The organism is Parvibaculum sp. (genome assembly GCF_030694575.1).
In the GTDB taxonomy this organism is placed as follows: Bacteria; Pseudomonadota; Alphaproteobacteria; order Parvibaculales; family Parvibaculaceae; genus Parvibaculum.
On the sequence record NZ_JAUYUS010000009.1, the window covers coordinates 18,937 to 34,795 of the forward strand.

The window sequence follows — 15,859 nt, forward strand, 5'->3', positions numbered from 1 at the left end:
TCCCGCCTGCACGGGCTCACGCCGCTCCGGCATCGGGACAGTGTGCATAACTACGTTCCGTTTCGCGGCGCCCCCTCACCCTTCCACGGCCGCCTTGCGGCCGTTCCCTCCCTCTCCCCGAGGGGAGAGGGAAATGAAATTTGCGGCGCCCCCTCGCCTTCCCGCAGGCTGAAGCGGGCGGTCGAACTCGAAAAGGCCCACCGGGCCTTTTCGCTTGCGTGCCGCAAGACGCCTCTCACCCCTCTCCCCGGGGGGAGAGGGAGATGATTTTGGCGCGCGGGCGCCGGAGGCGCGGGCCCTAGCCCACCGCCATGAAGCCCAGCCCGAGCAGGAAGGCGCCGGCAAGCGCCGTGCCGATGTAGAGCGCGAAGACGGGGAGGCGGACGAGCGCGAAGACGGCCATGGCGGCCGGCACGCTGGTGACGCCGCCCGCGAGCAGGAAGGCCATGCCGGCGCCGGGCGCCATGCCCTGGTCGATGAAGCCCGAGACGAGCGGCAGCGCCGCATAGCCGTTGAGATAGGCCGGCACGCCGACCAGCACCGCCGCGCCGACGGAGAGGATGCCGTCGGTGCCGACGAAGCGGATCACCGTTTCGGCGGGAAGCCAGGCGACCAGCAGGCTTTCGAGCAGGAAGGCGAGCGCCAGCCACTTGGCCAAAAAGAGAGCGATGTCGAGCGAGGCGGTGCGGAAGGTTTCGAGCCGCGCCGGCTCCTGCCAGAAGCGCCAGGCGACGGGCTTCGGATCGCGCACCACGCCGCCGCCGCAGCCGCCATTGGAGACGCTGTCGCGCAGCACATCGGTGAAGCCGCCCGCCGCCTGCACGCCCCAGGCGAGGAAGCCGCCGAGGAGGCCGATGGCGACGGCGGCGAAGGTCTTGTAGAGCGCGAATTCCGGCCCGAGGATGCCCGAGGTCAGCACGAACATGGACGGGTCCATGATCGGCGAGGCAAGCCAGAAAGCCATGACGGCCGGCAGCGACACGCCCATGGCGAGAAGCGCCGCGATGATCGGGATGACGCCGCAGGAGCAGAAGGGCGAGAGCGCGCCGAAGAGCGCCGCGACGAGGATCATCTGCGGCGTGGCGCCGGTGAAGACGCGCGCGATCAGATTGTCCATGCCGCTCGCCTTGGCGAAGCCCGCCAGCAGCACGGAGAAGGCGAGGAAGGGCGCGATCTTGAGGAGGCTTTGCGCGGTGAAGCCGAGGCTCGGCGCGAGTTGCGAAGGCGCGGCAAGCGCGACAAGGGCGAGAACCGCCAGAAAGGCGATCACCACGCGGTCGAAACCGATTGCCGCATCGGCCATGCGGCGGACGAGAACAGTCATCTTGCTATCTCCATATTTCCAGTTTTACCGTTATTTGAGGGTGCGAAAAATCCGGTTTCGCAGGCCGGTTTCAAACCTCTTGAATGATTAGCCGGGACGGCGGCGGTCGGCGCAGCATTCGCGCATGAGGAAGCCGAGCGTCGCGTCCATGACCCTCATGTCGGCATGGCAGATGAGGGTGGTGCCGTGGCGCTCCTGCACGACGAGGCCGACCTCGATCAGGCGCCTGAGATGGAAGGAGAGCGTCGAGCGCGGGATCTCGAGCATTTCCTGCAGCTCGCCGACCGAGCGGCCCTCCGGCCCGGCGCGCACCAGCGAGCGGTAGACGGCGAGGCGGACCGGCTGTCCCAGCGCCTCGAGGCATTGGGCCGTGCGGTCGAGATCGGCGGATTTCTTCGGGGCGGCTTTCAGGGCCGTGTTTCTCGCGCTCATGCCGTTGCTCCGCAGGCGGTGTCCGTACATTGGGCCTCGGCGCAGCCGGCTTCGGCGCAGCCTGCATCCGCCGTGGCGCTTTCGAGCCAGAGGATCGGCGCGAAGCCGGCACCCTCGCCCCGGAAGCCCGTGACCTGGCCGCCATAGAGCCGCGCGGCGGCGAAGAGGGGCTCGGCGCCATGCGCCCAGACGCGGATATCGGCCTTGTGCGCGGCGGGGCCGCCCGCGAGAAGCAGGGCGCGCTGCGAGGGCTCGGCGAAACGCTGCGCGAGATAGGCCTCGCCTGCGATCTCGCACCACTTCTTGCGGCTGATCTTGTCGCCGCGATAGACGCCGCGCGAGGCATAGCCTTCCGCCGGCTTGAAGACATAGTCGCGGCGCGCTTCCCACAGGCGCTCCGCGCTGGCGGGGCCGACAAGCTCCGTATGCGGAACGGTGTCGAGGACGAGGGCGGCGTCGGCATGCGCCTCGGCGGCGAGCGCGGCGGCGGCTTCCGGGTCGCTCAAGGCGATCAGGAGGTGCTTGTCGGCAAAGGCGCGGTAGACATCGGGGTTCGGCGCGACGACGGCCTCGCCTGCTTCCCAGGCACCCTTGAGCGCGGCGCTTTCGGGCTCGCGCAGATGGAAATCGACGAGCCGGTTATAGACCATGTCGATGGGACCGCGCGGCCCGAGAAGCGCGCCGCCCTCGCGGCGAAGCGCGGCCCGGTCGAGAATGTCGACGGCGATCCCGCGCGCTTCGAGGGCGGCGGCGCAAAGGCGCATGTCGAGATAGAGGGCCTGGGTTTCGGGCGCGTCGTCCACGATGGCGACGCGGCGAAGCGGGCGGCCGGGGCGAAGCCGCGCCCAGGCATCGAGCAGCATCTCTTCCGGCGCGAAGCCTCCGCTCGTGCGCGCGGGGGAAACGGCATCGAGGAAGAGCGGCTGCAGGAAGGCGCCGCCCGCATTGGTGTTGACCTCGATGAGCTTCGGGCCGCTGGCGGCGAGGTGGAAATCGAAACTGTTATAGGTGCCGGCGGCGGCGAGCGCCTCGGGGTCGAAGGGGCGCCGCGCCGCGCGGGCCCGCGTGGCGGCAAGCGCCAGCAGCAGCGCACCGACGGCACGGGCGCGATGGAAGAGATCGTCGCGCAGGGAGGTGGGCAGAAAGAGCGGCTGCCCGGCCGACAGCGCCTCGAGCTCGCCCGCCGCGGAAGCCCCCGCCTCCGCCCCGAGCCGCGCGGCAGCGGCGGCCTGAAGTGCGGCACGCTCCAGCGGCAGGCAGAAACATTCCTCGTTGAGGCGGGCGATGGTGGCGACGTCGATGGGCTGCATGGGGCACTCTGACGATATAACCAGAATTATCGTTATATGGGTGGAAGGAGGCCGACGGCAAGGTTTTTTTTGCGGGGCGGCCTTGTACCGGCCGGCAGGCACCCCATTTTCCAGTTGCGAATTGTTCGCAACTAGGCATAATGCCGGAAATCGCGCGAGGTGGATCATGTCGCTCAGGGAAAGCATCGTCAGGGAATTGTCGCTCGAGGAATTGCTGGTGGACCCGGTGGTGCGCCTCGTGATGCGCCGCGACGGCGTCCATGAACGCGACATCCGCGCGCTGGCGGAGCGGGCGGCGGAGAAGCGGGCCTGAGCCCGGCATTCGGCCGCTACCGCCCGAGCCGGTCCTCGATCATCCGCTTGAGGTCCGAGAGTTCGGCGCGCATGGCGCGGACATCCGCCGCGGTGGCTTCGCGTTCGGCATGCGCCCGGCGTTCGATTTCCGTGCGCTCGGCGCGTGCGCGTTCGTCGCGCGCATCCTGCGCCGCGTTCTGCTCCTCGTCATGCAGCGACTGCATGGAATTCACGATGATGGCGATAAAGAGGTTCAGCACCATGAAGCTCGTCATCACGATGAAGGGCACGAAGAAGACCCAGGCATAGGGATAGACCTCCATCACCGGCCGCACGATGCCCATGGACCAGCTTTCCAGCGTCATGATCTGGAAGAGCGAATACATCGAGCCGCCGATGGTGCCGAACCAGTCGGGGAAGGTATCGCCGAAGAGCTTGGTGGAGAGGACGGCGCCGACATAGAAGACGAGGGAGAGCACGGCGATGATCGAGCCCATGCCGGGCAGCGCGCCGAAAAGCGCGGCGACCACTTTCCGCAGCGACGGCACGACCGAGAGAAGCCGGAGCACGCGCAGGATGCGCAGCGCGCGGAGCACCGAGAGCGGCCCGGCGGCCGGCACCAGCGCAATGCCGACAATGATGAAGTCGAAGACATTCCAGCCGTCGCGGAAGAAGCGCAGCCGCGCGGCGAAGAGCTTCAGCGCGATCTCGGCGACGAAGATCGCGAGCGCGATGCGGTCTGTCAGGATGAGGACGGGGCCGGCCGCTTCCATCGCCGCCGCCGAGGTTTCGAGGCCGAGCGTGACAGCGTTGACGAGAATGACCGCAGTAATGGCGTTCTGGAACCAGGATGTTCCGACCAGCGAAGCGGCGCGCGCGCGCTGGCTGCCCGGTTCGGTTTCGGTGACGGTCATGAATGCCTGGCCTTCGATGCGGTGGAACCCTTCGCCGAGATAGGCGAGGGAAGGCCGCGATGCAAGCGCCCCCCGTCACACCAGATGCTTCACCATGCGGATATGCGAGGGCACGCCGTGGGAGGCCGCGATTTTCGGCACGGCGGTTTCCGCGATCCGCTCGAGCCCCATGCGCTCGTAGAAACGCACCGCCGGATTGACCGACGCGACGTCGAGATGGAGCGAGGCACAGCCCGCCTTCCGTGCGCGCTCGAAGCAGTCGAGCAGCAGCTTCTCGCCGATGCCCCGTCCACGCGCCTCCGGGTGGGCCGAGAGGAAGAGGAGATACCAGGCATCGTCCGGCACTTCCGGGAAGAGCCAGGGAACATGGCTCGCGACGCTGGGCAGATGCGCGAGCAGTTCGGGGCTCGCCATCTCCGCCATCGCCATCATGGCCGTGCCGAATTCCTGTTCGTAGAGCGATTGCGGAAAGCCGAGCGCAATGCCGGCGAGGCGGCCGTCATGCAGCGCGGCCTTCGCATGGACATGCGAGAAGGCGCCCGTATCGCGCTGCCAGAGGGCGCCGGTGATCTTCAGGAAAGCGGCAAAGTCGCGGTTATAGAGACAATCGAAGACATAGGAGCCGGTGTCGTAGATGAGACGGGCGGCGACATCCGGCTCGCCGGGGCCTGCTTCCGCCAGCGCGATGGTATCCGCGTTCATGACCGTCATCGTTTCTCTCCCTTTTTTATTCGGGCGAAACTAGCACGGCGCGGCGAAAGGAAAACGGGGACGGTGCGAGACGGATCGCCGCGCCTTTCCCGGAGATGAGAGATCAGGCCATGCCCAGGGCGCTGAGGTAAAGCTCCAGGATCGCTTCCTGCTCCTGACGCTCGGCCTTGTCCTGCTTGCGGATGCGCACGACCTGACGCAGCGTCTTGGTGTCGAAGCCGTTGCCCTTCGCCTCGGCATAGACTTCCTTGATGTCGTTCGCGAGCGCCGCTTTCTCTTCCTCGAGACGCTCGATACGCTCGACGATGGAACGAAGCTGGTCATGCGCGACGCCTGTATTGGGGGTATTGCCGTCCGCCATGATGCGTCGCTCCAATTATGCAGGTACATGAGTGAGGGTCGCGACGATAGTGCCGCCCGCGCGCGGCGGCAATATGCGGCAGCGAGAAAGCTGTGGATAGTCGGGAAGAACCGCGCTCAGCCGTGAGATTTTTTCTGCGCTTCGGCGAAGGCCGCGAGTTGTTCGGGCGTCGCTTCCGGCTGGTGCTTCGCTTTCCACTGGGCGAAGGGTTCGCCATAAATCTCTTCCCGCGCCGCGTCTTTCGAGATGCCGATGCCTTTTTCTTCCGCCGCCTCGCGATACCAGTCGGCAAGACAGTTGCGGCAGAAGCCGGCAAGGATCATCAGGTCGATGTTCTGAACGTCCGTACGCTCGCGCAGATGACCGACGAGACGGCGGAAGGCGGCGGCTTCGAGTTCGGTTTGCGTCGGCTGGTCCATGGGCTCGTCCTCTCTTTACGGCGATACGGGAAGGGCGGGATCGGCATGCGAGCCGAAATGACGAATGTCGCGCAGGCCCGGCATGGCGGCGATCCCGGCGAGATGGCGCGCATAGCGCGCGGCCCATGCTGCCTGCCCTTCTTCCGTCTCAATCAGGTCCTGCCGGATTTCGATGAGCGCGTGCGGCAGCCCGTGCATCGTGGCGTGGCGGTAGAGGCAATCGTTTTTCAGCCGGCCGGTATAGGGCTCGTTGTCGCCGACGACGATATCGCCTTCCGCCCGCAACGCCGCGATGAGCGGCACGGGCAGACGGCCGTCCTTGTCCCACAGGATGCCGGTGTGCCAGGGGCGGACATTCCCGCGCCAGCGCGGCGTGAAGCTGTGGACGGAGATGAGGATCGGAACGGCGCCCTTGCCGCGAGCGCGCGCGATCATGCTCTCCACCGCATCGTGATAGGGCGCGTGGAAGGCGGCGATGCGATGCGCGAACTCGGCCGCATCGCGATGCGCGTCGACATCGCGATTGCCGGGCACGATGGCGCCGTCGGACAATTTCATCACGATGGTCGGATCGTCCTCGCCGCGATTGAGATCGACGAGAAGACGCGAAAAGCGCGCAAGCACCGCCGGACAATCGAGCAGCGCCGACAGGTGCCGCGCGACGCCGGCCGCGCCGATGTCCCAGGCGATATGGCGCCCGAACTCCGCCGGCGGCAGTCCGAGCGTGCCATAACCGTCCGGCAAGGCATTCGAGGCGTGGTCGCACAGCACCAGAAAGCCCGGCAACCCGTCGGGGTTCACCAGTTGGAAAGGTTGTTGCGGAGAAGTTTCGGCCTGAAGTGACAGATCGTGCATTCACGCATTATATCTGAAGTATGAAAGCGCGGGATGCGGAAACGAGGGCGCGGCTGAAACGCCTCTACGACGCGGCGGTGCGGGACGCGTTGCCCGAGACGTGCCTGCCGCCGCATCTGCCCGAACCGCCCAAACCGGGCGAAGGCCGCCTCGTGATCTTCGCGATCGGCAAGGCCGCGGCGGCGATGGCGGCGGCGGCGGAAAATTACTACGACAGGGAATTCCCCGGCACGCAGATCGAAGGCCTGGCGCTGACGCGCTACGGCCATGCGCGCCCCACACGGCATGTCGAGGTGCTGGAAGGCGGGCATCCGGTGCCCGACGCGGCGGGCGAAGCGGCGTCGAAGCGGCTCCTGCGCATGGCGGAGTGGCTGGGGCCGGAAGATTTCGCGCTGGTGCTGTTGTCAGGCGGCGCCTCCGCGCTGACCGTGCAGCCTGTGCAGGGCATCTCGCTCGAAGACGAGATATTGCTGACGCGGGCGCTGCTCGCGTCCGGCCGGCCCATCGGCGACATCAATTGCGTGAGGAAACACATCTCGCGGATCAAGGGCGGCAGGCTCGTCGAGACGATCCACCCCGCCCGCTCGCTCACGCTGGCGATCTCGGATGTGGCGGGCGACGACCCGAGTACCATCGCCTCGGGACCGACCGTGCCCGACACGACGAGCAAGGCGCGCGTGATGGCCGTTGTCGATGCGTTGAGGCCGCCAGTGCCCGACGCGCTGCGCGAGGCAATCGCCGCCGCGCCCGAAACGCCGAAACCGGGGGCTGAAATTTTCACCCATGCAAGCTACAAGCTGGTGGCGAGCGGCACGGGCTCGCTCGGCGCGGCCGCCGCGCTGGCGCGGGCCGAAGGCTACGAGCCGGTGGCGCTCGGCGACGCCCTCGAAGGCGAGGCGCGCGAGCTGGCGCAAGAACATGCCCTGAGGGCCCTTCAGGCACGGGCCGAAGGACGCCGCGTCGCCATCATTTCGGGGGGCGAGGCGGCGGTGACATTCGAGGATGGTGGGAAGGCGGGCAAGGGCGGGCCGAACCAGGAGTATGCGCTGGCGCTCGCCATTGCGCTCGACGGAACGCCCGGCATCTCCGCGCTGGCGGGCGACACGGACGGGATCGACGGCGGCTCCGGCGCGGCCGACGATCCGGCAGGGGCGATCGTCATGCCCGATACGCTCGACCGCGCCCGTGCCCTCGGGCTCGATCCGGCGAAGATGCTGGACGGTCACGATTCCGGCACGTTTTTCGGCCAGCTTGGCGACCTCGTGAAGACCGGGCCGAGTTACACGAATGTGAACGATTTTCGGGTCATACTGGTCGAGAATACCGAGACAGACAGGAGCGACCAGGTTGATTCGCCGCCGTAACGTCAAGATCGTCGCAACGCTTGGCCCCGCTTCCGACACGCCGGAGATGATCCGGAAGCTGTTCGACGCGGGAGCCGACGTCTTCCGCCTCAACATGAGCCATCTCGACCACAAGAACCTGAAGCGGGTGCATGCCGCCGTACGCCAGGTGGAGGAGGAATGCGGACGGCCCATCGGCATTCTCGCCGACCTGCAAGGGCCGAAGCTCCGCATCGGCGAAATGAAGGACGGCGCCGCGACCCTGGAGACGGGCAAGCGCTTCCGCCTCGACATGGGCAAGAAGGCCGGCGACCAGACGCGCGCACCCCTGCCCCACCCCGCGATCTTCGACGCGGTGACAGCGGGCCAGATGCTCCTGCTCGACGATGGCAAGATCCGCCTGCTCGTGAAGGGCAAGGGACACGATTATATCGACACCGAGATCGTGACCGGCGGGCGCCTGTCGAACCGCAAGGGCGTGAGCCTGCCCGATACCGTGCTGCCGCTCGCGGCGCTGACCGAGAAGGACCGCAGCGACCTCGACATGGCGCTCGAACTCGGTGTGGACTGGGTGGCGCTTTCCTTCGTGCAGCGCCCCGAGGACGTGGCGGAAGCCCGCAAGATCGCGCGCGGACGCGCGGCCGTGATGGCGAAGATCGAAAAGCCGCAGGCGCTGAAACATCTGGAAGAGATCATCGAAATCTCGGACGCGATCATGGTGGCGCGCGGCGACCTCGGCGTCGAACTGCCGCTCGAACAGGTGCCCGGCTGGCAGAAGCGCCTGACGCGCGCGGCGCGGCGCTCCGGCAAGCCGGTGGTCGTGGCGACGCAGATGCTGGAATCGATGATCTCCGCGCCGACGCCGACACGCGCCGAAGTCTCCGACGTGGCGACCGCCGTGTTCGAGGGCGCGGACGCGATCATGCTGTCGGCGGAATCGGCGGCGGGACAGTTTCCGGTCGAGGCCGTGGCGATGATGGACAGGGTGGCGCAGTCGGTCGAGGGCGATCCGACCTATCCCGGCATCATCTATGCGCAGCGCGCGGAACCCGAAGCGACCGGCGCCGACGCGATCAGCGCCGCCGCGCATTCCGTCGCCGACACGCTTAAAGCGGCGGCAATCGTCTGCTGGACGAATTCCGGCTCGACGGGCCTTCGCGCCGCGCGCGAGCGGCCGCATGTGCCGATCATCGTGCTGACGCCTGTGCCGGCGACGGCGCGGCGGCTGGCGCTGGTCTGGGGCCTCCATTGCGTGCTGACGGAAGACGCGAAGGACCTCGACGACCTGTCGGATCGCGCCGGGCGCATCGCCTTCTCGGAAGGCTTCGCACAGCCTGGCCAGCGGATCGTGGTGACGGCCGGCGTGCCGCTCGGCACGCCGGGCGCGACGAACATGCTGCGGGTGTCGTTCGTGGGACGGCGCGAACAGGGCGAGTGAGGTATCCCTACTCCGCCGCCATTGCTTCTTCCACCGTTCCATCGGCGTAAATCGTCGTCATGCCGGCGCGGGGGCGCTCGCCTCGCGCAAGGCGGAGCGCCGCATCGACGACGATGTCGCGCCGCGCGTGGTGCGGCATGTGGCCGGTGCCCTTGAGCTTGATGAGCTCGGAGCCCGCCACCGCGTTGTGAAACGTGTAGGAATGGATTTTCGGCGAGACGGTGTAGTCGGCATTGCCGGTGACGACGATGGTCGGCACGGCGATCTCGCCATAGCGTGCGCTCTGGCGCGCGAGATGCGCCTTGAGGCCGACCGTATCCTCGCTGTTGGCGCGGAATTCGGAGGGCCGGAAGAGCAGCGGCAAGGCCGTCTTCAGGGCGTATCCTTCGGGCGCCTCGTCGGGATGGAAATTGCCGCGCACGCCCGGCCCCATCAGGAACTTGCCGCCGGGAACGATCAGGGTACGGACGAAGAGCGGGCCGACGACCGGCGCGGCGACGACCGGGTGGTACCAGGCGACGCCACCCGGCCAGGGATACAGCGCACCCGACAGCGGCAGCAGGCCGGTGAGTTCGTCCGGGAAGGCGAGCGCATAGGCAGCGGCAACGGAAGCGCCCCAGCTATGGCCGAGAACGACCGGCCGCTCGAGACCGAGCGCATGCACCGCCTCGCGGACGGCACGCGCCTGCACGGCGGGATCGGCAATGTCGAGATGGGGCCCGCGCTCGCTCCAGCCGTGACCCGGACGGTCGATGGCGACGACCCGGGTTTCGCGCGACAGCGGCCCCACAAGGCTTTCCGTCATGTCGCGCAGATTGCCGCTGGCGCCGTGAATGAGGACGATGGGAGCGACGCCCGGCCGCGCCTCGCCGCGATCGACATAATGGAGCCGCGTGCCCTCGAATTCGCCGCCGAGCGCAACGAACTCGCCTTGCGGCGGCCATGCCGTCGCCGCGCGCGCAAGCGCCCATGCCGAATAGAGCGCGAGCGCGCCGCCGAGACCGAGCAAAATCATCAGAAATGTCATGTCAGATGCCCCGGCCCTCGACCTCCAGCTCGAGCGGCTCGATGCGCGACTTGCCGTCCCGCAGCCAGGGATCGAGCGCAAGCGCGCGGCGATAGGCGTCGAGCGCACCCTTCTTGTCGCCAAGCTCTTCCAGAATGATGCCGAGCCCGGCGAGCGCCTCGTAGTGGCGCGGCTCGAGCCGCAACGTCTGCTCGATGTCGCGCAACGCGGACGCATAATCGTCGCGGATGTAATGGATGGTGGCGCGCTTGTTCCAGCCTTCGGCGAAACCGGGCGAGAGCGTCACCACTTCATCGAAATAGAAATAGGCGCGGTCGTAGTCTTCCTCGTGCAGCGCATCCAGGCCGCGCCCCATCAGGAGATCGACGCTCGGGCTGCCGGACTGGAGCCAGAGGGCCTGGATGGCGCTTTCCACCGCACGGCCTTCTTCCGCGCTTTCGGCGGCGGCGAGCTGACCGAACAACAGATCGAGCGCGCGCTGCCGCGCATCGGCCTCCTCCTCGCCTTGCGCAGGCGGCGGCGCTTCCTCCGCGCGAACGGCGGAAGCCGCCGAAGCGAAGCCCGGCAGCACCAGCAGGAGGTACAGGAAAAAGCGCATGGTCATGGACAGCGATGATAGGGCCAAGACCGGGCCGGACCAAATCAGCCGTTCAGGTCCTGCCGCGTGCAGCCCTCGAATCCGGTGATGAAATCGGCGCCGAAGACGGAGGACGGCGTCTGGAACCCGGGCTGCGCATCGCCCGCGAGAACGCGGCGAACGATTTCGAGCCCGGTCATGGCAGTGAGCGTGTAGCCCTCCGGCGTCCGCAGGCGCGACTGGACGCGCTCGCCCTCCGCATTGACCGCCTCGCCGAACAGGACGGCAAAGCCTTCGCGGCGCTGCTCGTCGGTCGGCCCTTCGGGCTGCTTTTCGATACGCTTTTTCAGGGCACGCTGCATCGGCCCGAGGCTCATGAGCCAGCGCGCCACGGCCCCCATCTTCGCCATCTGCTCGAACTGCGGATTGCTCTCGAAATAGACGGTGATGTCGCGGATCTTGGTCGAATGCCAGGCGGTCGAAACGTCGCCCCAGCCGACCGCGATGGAGGGTTTCGCGCCCTGCCCGTAATCGATGTCGCGGCGGAGCGGCTTTTTGGCGGCGACGATGCGGCCGTCGCGGCGGATGCGCGTTCCCTTGCCGATGCTCTCGATGCCGGTCTTCGCCGTGCCGTGCGACATGTGGCCAAGGCCGGAAATGCCGAGGGTCAGTTCCGTCGCGTCCGGCATCCGCGCTTTCATGTGAGCGGCAAGGCAATCGCTCGGCACGACGTCGAAGCCGACGCCCGGCATCAGCATGACGCCCGCCTTCTGTGCCGCCTCGTCGCGCGCGGCGCAATCCTCGAAGACGTCGATCTCGCCGGTGATGTCGAGGTAATGCGTACCGGTACGGAGGCAGGCCTCCACCATCGGCTTCGACGTCCGCGAGAAGGGACCGGCGATATGGAGGACGACATCCACCTGGCTGAGGCCGGCGTCCAGCGCTTCGGTCTCGTCGAGCGCGATCGCCTGGTATTCGAAGCCGTGCTGGGCGGCGATGGCCTTGAGCCGGGCCTCGTTGCGCCCCGCCAGAAGCGGCTTCATGCCGAGCGCCTTCGCGGTGCGCGCCACGAGCTTGCCGGTATAGCCGGTGGCGCCGTAGATCATGAACCGGTCGCTCATCGAGATATCCCTTTTTGCGTCATGTAACCCGCCCCCGAACGCAGGTGGCCCCGCCTATTAGGCCGCGACAGGGCGCGCGAGGCAAACGCGGAAGTCCCAAAAGCAGAAAGGCCGCTTGCCTGGCGGCAGCGGCCTTCAACTCAAGACGGCGCCCCCGAAGGGCCGCCATACGCGCGTCAGCCCTGGCGGGCCTTGAAGCGGCGGTTGGTCTTGTTGATGATGTAAACGCGTCCCTTGCGGCGCACGAGACGGTTGTCCCTGTGCCGATTCCGGAGCGATCTCAATGAGTTACGGATCTTCATGGCTCAACCTCGGATCGGGCCGCGCGGAAAGATGCAAACACCGCACCCCGCCTCCGGCCCGATGCCGGAACGCCCTTAAGTTGGCGCGGAACCTAAGCGGGCGGTCCCTCACTGTCAACCGCCAAAACCCTATAATCCGGGCCTTTCAGCTCATCGCGGAGGCCCGCCCCGCGAAGTTTGGTATCTTTCCAAAAAGGGCGGAATATCCTATGTCAAAATCTGCATTTCCTTGTCGCAGTGGCGGGGGCTAATCGGAGATGACCGGGCTGGGTCTGACGACGCGTATTTTCGGCATCGACCGCGCCGGCACCGAAGACATGCGCCGGACGAACGCCGCGCTGATGGCGGTCTCGTTCCTGCTGCTGTTCGGCGCCGCCGTGGCGGCCCTGATGCTGGCCGACCGGGCGCGGACAAATACCGACGCCGTTGCCCGCACGATCGAGGTGCGCTCTGAGCTTCTCTCCGTCCTCAATCTGCTGCAAGGCACCGAAACCGGCCAGCGCGGCTATCTGCTGACGCGCGAGACGAAGTATCTGGAGCCCTACAACCAGGCCCGATTCGAAATCGAGCAAACGCTGACATCGCTTGAGGGGCGCGTCGCCGACAATCCCCGCCAGCACAAGCGCGTCGAGGCGCTCCACGACACGGTAAGGCAGCGCATCGCCATTCTCGACGGCACGATCGCGATGGCCCGCGAAGGGGACTTCGAGGGCGCGATCCGCATCGTCGGCAACGACCGCGGCAAGGCGCTGATGGACGAGGCCCGCCGGCTGGCGAGCGAGGCCATCTCCGAGGAGAACGCGCTTCTCGCCGCGCGTGCGGAAAAAGCGAAACGCTCGCATACCTGGCTCTTCGTCTCGCTTATCGGCGCACTCAGCGCCTCGTTCATCCTCGCCATGCTGTCGATACAGCTTGCGCGGCGCCAGTTCCTGACCATGAAGGAACGGCGCGACCAGCTCGCCCGTCTCAACGAGGAACTGGAAAAACGCGTGGCGGAGCGGACCCGCGAAGCCGAAAAGGCACGTGCCCTCGCGGAAGCGGAAGCCGAGCGCGCGGAATACGAGCGCGGCCGTGTGGAACTGCTGCTGCGCGACGTGACGCACCGCGTCGGCAACAATCTCGCCATGGTGTCGTCGCTGCTGCGGATGCAGCAGACGAAGGTCGAGGACGGAGAAGCGCGCTCGGCGCTCGAAACAGCGCGCGGCCGCATCCAGACGATCAGCACGGCACAGCGGAGGCTCCGCCTCGGCGCCGATCTTCAATCGACGCGCGCCGACGAATTGCTGGAAGCCGTGGTTTCCGATCTCGCCGATTCGACGCTGGAAAACGGGACGATCACCATAAGAAGCACTTTCGATCCGCTGATTGTGGCCTCGCGCGACGCCACAACACTTGCGGTGGTGCTGGGTGAGCTAGTATCAAACGCCATCAAGCACGCCTTCCATGGCCGGAGCAGCGGTGAAATCACCGCTTCATTCACGCTGGGACCGGACGGTGTGCCGGTACTCGCCGTCGTCGATGACGGCATCGGGATGGGGGAAGCGTCCGAAGGACGGCCGGGCCAGGGCGGCCTCGGCACGATGATTATCGAGAATCTCTCGCGGCAGTATGCCGGCGAGATCAAAAAGCACAGGAACGAGGCGGGCGGAACATCCGTGTTCATCACCCTGCCAAAACTGCAAGTCAGGCAACCGGAGACGGTTTCCGAGGAAGGCGCCGAGCTATGATCGTCGAGAAAACAAGCCATCGCACATTCACCATGAAGGTCCTCTGGTGGCTGAGCGGCATCGATGGCAGTTCCGGCGACACGACCGGCGGCGGCGAGAGCCCGCGCGGCGGACTGCCGCTTGCCGGCAAGACGGTGCTGGTGGTGGAGGACGAGTTCTTCGTCGGCCTCGAAATCGCCCAGACGCTGGAATCGGCGGGCGCGGAAATCGTCGGACCGGCCCGCACGCTCGAGGAAGCCGCCGAACTGATGAGCGACGGCACGCCCGACATGGCGGTGCTCGATGTCGATCTCGACGGGCTATATTCTTTCGATCTCGCGCTCGACCTTCAGCGGCGCGGCATCCGCGTCGTCTTCGCAACTGCCCATGCGGACGACGGCAACCTCTTCCGCGGCCAGGTCGCGGCGATCCCGCGCATCGGCAAGCCCACTACCCCCCGCGCTCTACTGCGCGCCCTTTTGCCGCTCTCCTGAGCGAAACGATTTTCTGTAAAGCGAACCGCATGAGTATTACGACAGAGACAGGCGACTGGATGACGGAGCCTGCCGTCGCCACGCTGCCCGAAGAAGACATTATCCTGCACCGGCCGCAATGGTTCCGGAACGCCTTGGCTGCGCCATGCGAGAGCCGGCGCCTGACGGTCGACGGCACCGGCATTCATTACCTGCGCTGGGGCAATGGCGATCCCAGCCGCCCGGGCATCCTGTTCGTGCACGGGAACGGCGCGCATGCGCACTGGTTTCACTTCATCGCGCCGCTGCTCGGCGAACATTACAACGTCGCCTCGATGGACCTCGGCGGCATGGGCGACAGCGACTGGCGGATCGACTACACGCGCGAAACATTCGCGCGCGAGATCGGCGAAGTGGCGCTGTCGGCGGGCCTCGGTCCGAAGCCGGTCGTCGTCGGTCATTCGTTCGGCGGCTTCGTGTCGCTGATCGCCGCGCACCGCTACGGCGAAAAGCTGGGCGGCCTCATTCTCTGCGACTTCACCGTGCGCCCGGCAAACGACGCTCATGAGTGGTTCCTGAACGGTCCGGAGCGGCGGCCGACGAAAATCTACAAGAGTTTCGAGGAGGCGAAGTCGCGCTTCCGCCTTGCGCCGCTGCAGCCCTGCGCCAACGGCTTCATTCTCGATTACATCGGCCCTTTGAGCCTGCGGCAAGTGACGGCGGGCGAAACGCGCGGCAAGCGGACCTTCGAGGAAAGCGGCTGGACCTGGAAGTTCGACCACTCGATCTTCAACGGCCTGCGCATGGGCGACGATCATGCCGACATCTATACGAACCTCGCCTGCCGGGGCGCGACCATGTTCGGCCTCGACAGCAAGGACTATGAACCGGAGAAGCTCGACTTCCTGCGCCGCATCGCGCCCGAGAAACCGGCCTTCACCGTGCCGGGCGCGCAGCACCACATCATGCTCGATCAGCCGCAGGCTTTCGCCACCGCCGTGGGCGCGACAATGGCGCAATGGCAGGCGGAAGGCGCTTTGGAGTGACACTCCCGCTCACGCTGGCCGTTCTGGCGATGAGCGCCGCGGCGGCGGGCGTGCTGGTCTGGCTTGAGAAACGGCCGACGGAATTCGGCCGTGTGCGACTGTTGCCCACGACGACGCTGATCTTCCTCTGTATCATCGTCGCCGTCGTGATGCTGGTGCATCTGGTGACGCTGATGGGCGGCCATACGGGAAACCGCTTCTATTGA

At 66.8% G+C, this 15,859-nt stretch carries 19 protein-coding genes; 7 read left to right on the top strand and 12 right to left on the bottom strand.

Annotated elements, in window-relative coordinates:
• Positions 1-298: 298 nt before the first annotated feature.
• The 3 genes from Q8S60_RS01500 to Q8S60_RS01510 all read right to left on the bottom strand — a co-directional run bounded on the left by Q8S60_RS01500 (position 299) and on the right by Q8S60_RS01510 (position 3,066).
• Positions 299-1,324 (bottom strand): permease, encoded by a 1,026-nt coding sequence (locus Q8S60_RS01500; RefSeq protein ID WP_305278337.1) that lies wholly within the window; start codon positions 1,322-1,324, stop codon positions 299-301.
• Positions 1,325-1,411: 87 nt separating this feature from the next.
• Positions 1,412-1,756, bottom strand: coding sequence for a helix-turn-helix transcriptional regulator (locus tag Q8S60_RS01505; RefSeq protein WP_305278338.1), 345 nt, complete (start codon positions 1,754-1,756; stop codon positions 1,412-1,414).
• Entirely contained in the window at positions 1,753-3,066 is a 1,314-nt protein-coding gene (locus tag Q8S60_RS01510; protein ID WP_305278339.1) for a hypothetical protein, read from the bottom strand. The genes Q8S60_RS01505 and Q8S60_RS01510 overlap by 4 nt, the downstream gene beginning before the upstream one ends.
• Before the next feature lie 166 nt (positions 3,067-3,232).
• Between Q8S60_RS01510 and Q8S60_RS01515 the strand changes: the two genes are divergently transcribed.
• The gene (locus Q8S60_RS01515) at positions 3,233-3,379 is read left to right on the top strand and encodes a hypothetical protein (protein ID WP_305278340.1); all 147 of its coding nucleotides are present in this window, start codon (positions 3,233-3,235) and stop codon (positions 3,377-3,379) included.
• Positions 3,380-3,395: 16 nt separating this feature from the next.
• Here the strand turns inward: Q8S60_RS01515 and Q8S60_RS01520 are convergent, their stop codons facing one another.
• The 5 genes from Q8S60_RS01520 to Q8S60_RS01540 form a co-directional block, all read right to left on the bottom strand.
• Positions 3,396-4,274, bottom strand: coding sequence for an ion transporter (locus Q8S60_RS01520; RefSeq protein ID WP_305278341.1), 879 nt, complete (start codon positions 4,272-4,274; stop codon positions 3,396-3,398).
• Positions 4,275-4,349: 75 nt separating this feature from the next.
• Entirely contained in the window at positions 4,350-4,985 is a 636-nt protein-coding gene (locus Q8S60_RS01525) for an N-acetyltransferase (RefSeq protein ID WP_305278342.1), read from the bottom strand.
• A gap of 103 nt (positions 4,986-5,088) precedes the next feature.
• The gene (locus tag Q8S60_RS01530; RefSeq protein ID WP_012110952.1) at positions 5,089-5,346 is read right to left on the bottom strand and encodes a DUF2312 domain-containing protein; all 258 of its coding nucleotides are present in this window, start codon (positions 5,344-5,346) and stop codon (positions 5,089-5,091) included.
• A gap of 116 nt (positions 5,347-5,462) precedes the next feature.
• On the bottom strand, positions 5,463-5,765 hold the full coding sequence (locus Q8S60_RS01535) for a DUF1244 domain-containing protein (RefSeq protein ID WP_305278343.1): 303 nt from the start codon (positions 5,763-5,765) through the stop codon (positions 5,463-5,465).
• A 15-nt stretch (positions 5,766-5,780) separates the two neighbouring features.
• Positions 5,781-6,620, bottom strand: coding sequence for an N-formylglutamate amidohydrolase (locus Q8S60_RS01540; RefSeq protein ID WP_305278344.1), 840 nt, complete (start codon positions 6,618-6,620; stop codon positions 5,781-5,783).
• A gap of 20 nt (positions 6,621-6,640) precedes the next feature.
• Between Q8S60_RS01540 and Q8S60_RS01545 the strand changes: the two genes are divergently transcribed.
• Entirely contained in the window at positions 6,641-7,984 is a 1,344-nt protein-coding gene (locus Q8S60_RS01545; RefSeq protein ID WP_305278346.1) for a glycerate kinase, read from the top strand.
• A complete protein-coding gene (gene pyk, locus Q8S60_RS01550) occupies positions 7,968-9,401 on the top strand; it encodes a pyruvate kinase (protein WP_305278347.1) in 1,434 nt (477 codons plus the stop codon). The genes Q8S60_RS01545 and pyk overlap by 17 nt, the downstream gene beginning before the upstream one ends.
• Positions 9,402-9,408: 7 nt before the next feature.
• On the opposite strand, the gene Q8S60_RS01555 is transcribed toward pyk, so the two are convergent.
• The 4 genes from Q8S60_RS01555 to ykgO all read right to left on the bottom strand — a co-directional run bounded on the left by Q8S60_RS01555 (position 9,409) and on the right by ykgO (position 12,428).
• Positions 9,409-10,428, bottom strand: coding sequence for an alpha/beta fold hydrolase (locus Q8S60_RS01555; protein WP_305278348.1), 1,020 nt, complete (start codon positions 10,426-10,428; stop codon positions 9,409-9,411).
• 1 nt (position 10,429) lies between these two features.
• Positions 10,430-11,032: a tetratricopeptide repeat protein gene (locus Q8S60_RS01560; protein ID WP_305278349.1), complete on the bottom strand. Its 603-nt coding sequence runs from the start codon at positions 11,030-11,032 to the stop codon at positions 10,430-10,432.
• A 38-nt stretch (positions 11,033-11,070) separates the two neighbouring features.
• Positions 11,071-12,126: a trans-acting enoyl reductase family protein gene (locus Q8S60_RS01565; protein ID WP_305278350.1), complete on the bottom strand. Its 1,056-nt coding sequence runs from the start codon at positions 12,124-12,126 to the stop codon at positions 11,071-11,073.
• A gap of 176 nt (positions 12,127-12,302) precedes the next feature.
• Positions 12,303-12,428, bottom strand: coding sequence for a type B 50S ribosomal protein L36 (ykgO, locus tag Q8S60_RS01570; RefSeq protein WP_012110943.1), 126 nt, complete (start codon positions 12,426-12,428; stop codon positions 12,303-12,305).
• A 257-nt stretch (positions 12,429-12,685) separates the two neighbouring features.
• On the opposite strand from ykgO, the gene Q8S60_RS01575 reads away from it, so the two are divergent.
• Genes Q8S60_RS01575 through Q8S60_RS01590 form a run of 4 tightly spaced genes read left to right on the top strand, consistent with a single transcriptional unit; the run spans position 12,686 to position 15,859 of the window.
• Positions 12,686-14,155: a sensor histidine kinase gene (locus tag Q8S60_RS01575; RefSeq protein ID WP_305278351.1), complete on the top strand. Its 1,470-nt coding sequence runs from the start codon at positions 12,686-12,688 to the stop codon at positions 14,153-14,155.
• Complete coding sequence (locus Q8S60_RS01580; protein ID WP_305278353.1) at positions 14,152-14,628, top strand: response regulator; 477 nt, start codon at positions 14,152-14,154, stop codon at positions 14,626-14,628. The genes Q8S60_RS01575 and Q8S60_RS01580 overlap by 4 nt, the downstream gene beginning before the upstream one ends.
• A 29-nt stretch (positions 14,629-14,657) precedes the next feature.
• Positions 14,658-15,653: an alpha/beta fold hydrolase gene (locus Q8S60_RS01585; protein WP_305278354.1), complete on the top strand. Its 996-nt coding sequence runs from the start codon at positions 14,658-14,660 to the stop codon at positions 15,651-15,653.
• Complete coding sequence (locus Q8S60_RS01590; protein WP_305278355.1) at positions 15,650-15,859, top strand: hypothetical protein; 210 nt, start codon at positions 15,650-15,652, stop codon at positions 15,857-15,859. The genes Q8S60_RS01585 and Q8S60_RS01590 overlap by 4 nt, the downstream gene beginning before the upstream one ends.

Coding starts and splice junctions, on each gene's coding strand:
- Q8S60_RS01500 (WP_305278337.1), bottom strand. CDS start 1,324: ATGACTGTTCTCGTCCGCCGCATGGCCGATGCGGCAATCGGTTTCGAC.
- Q8S60_RS01505 (WP_305278338.1), bottom strand. CDS start 1,756: ATGAGCGCGAGAAACACGGCCCTGAAAGCCGCCCCGAAGAAATCCGCC.
- Q8S60_RS01510 (WP_305278339.1), bottom strand. CDS start 3,066: ATGCAGCCCATCGACGTCGCCACCATCGCCCGCCTCAACGAGGAATGT.
- Q8S60_RS01515 (WP_305278340.1), top strand. CDS start 3,233: ATGTCGCTCAGGGAAAGCATCGTCAGGGAATTGTCGCTCGAGGAATTG.
- Q8S60_RS01520 (WP_305278341.1), bottom strand. CDS start 4,274: ATGACCGTCACCGAAACCGAACCGGGCAGCCAGCGCGCGCGCGCCGCT.
- Q8S60_RS01525 (WP_305278342.1), bottom strand. CDS start 4,985: ATGACGGTCATGAACGCGGATACCATCGCGCTGGCGGAAGCAGGCCCC.
- Q8S60_RS01530 (WP_012110952.1), bottom strand. CDS start 5,346: ATGGCGGACGGCAATACCCCCAATACAGGCGTCGCGCATGACCAGCTT.
- Q8S60_RS01535 (WP_305278343.1), bottom strand. CDS start 5,765: ATGGACCAGCCGACGCAAACCGAACTCGAAGCCGCCGCCTTCCGCCGT.
- Q8S60_RS01540 (WP_305278344.1), bottom strand. CDS start 6,620: ATGCACGATCTGTCACTTCAGGCCGAAACTTCTCCGCAACAACCTTTC.
- Q8S60_RS01545 (WP_305278346.1), top strand. CDS start 6,641: ATGAAAGCGCGGGATGCGGAAACGAGGGCGCGGCTGAAACGCCTCTAC.
- Q8S60_RS01555 (WP_305278348.1), bottom strand. CDS start 10,428: ATGACATTTCTGATGATTTTGCTCGGTCTCGGCGGCGCGCTCGCGCTC.
- Q8S60_RS01560 (WP_305278349.1), bottom strand. CDS start 11,032: ATGACCATGCGCTTTTTCCTGTACCTCCTGCTGGTGCTGCCGGGCTTC.
- Q8S60_RS01565 (WP_305278350.1), bottom strand. CDS start 12,126: ATGAGCGACCGGTTCATGATCTACGGCGCCACCGGCTATACCGGCAAG.
- ykgO (WP_012110943.1), bottom strand. CDS start 12,428: ATGAAGATCCGTAACTCATTGAGATCGCTCCGGAATCGGCACAGGGAC.
- Q8S60_RS01575 (WP_305278351.1), top strand. CDS start 12,686: ATGACCGGGCTGGGTCTGACGACGCGTATTTTCGGCATCGACCGCGCC.
- Q8S60_RS01580 (WP_305278353.1), top strand. CDS start 14,152: ATGATCGTCGAGAAAACAAGCCATCGCACATTCACCATGAAGGTCCTC.
- Q8S60_RS01585 (WP_305278354.1), top strand. CDS start 14,658: ATGAGTATTACGACAGAGACAGGCGACTGGATGACGGAGCCTGCCGTC.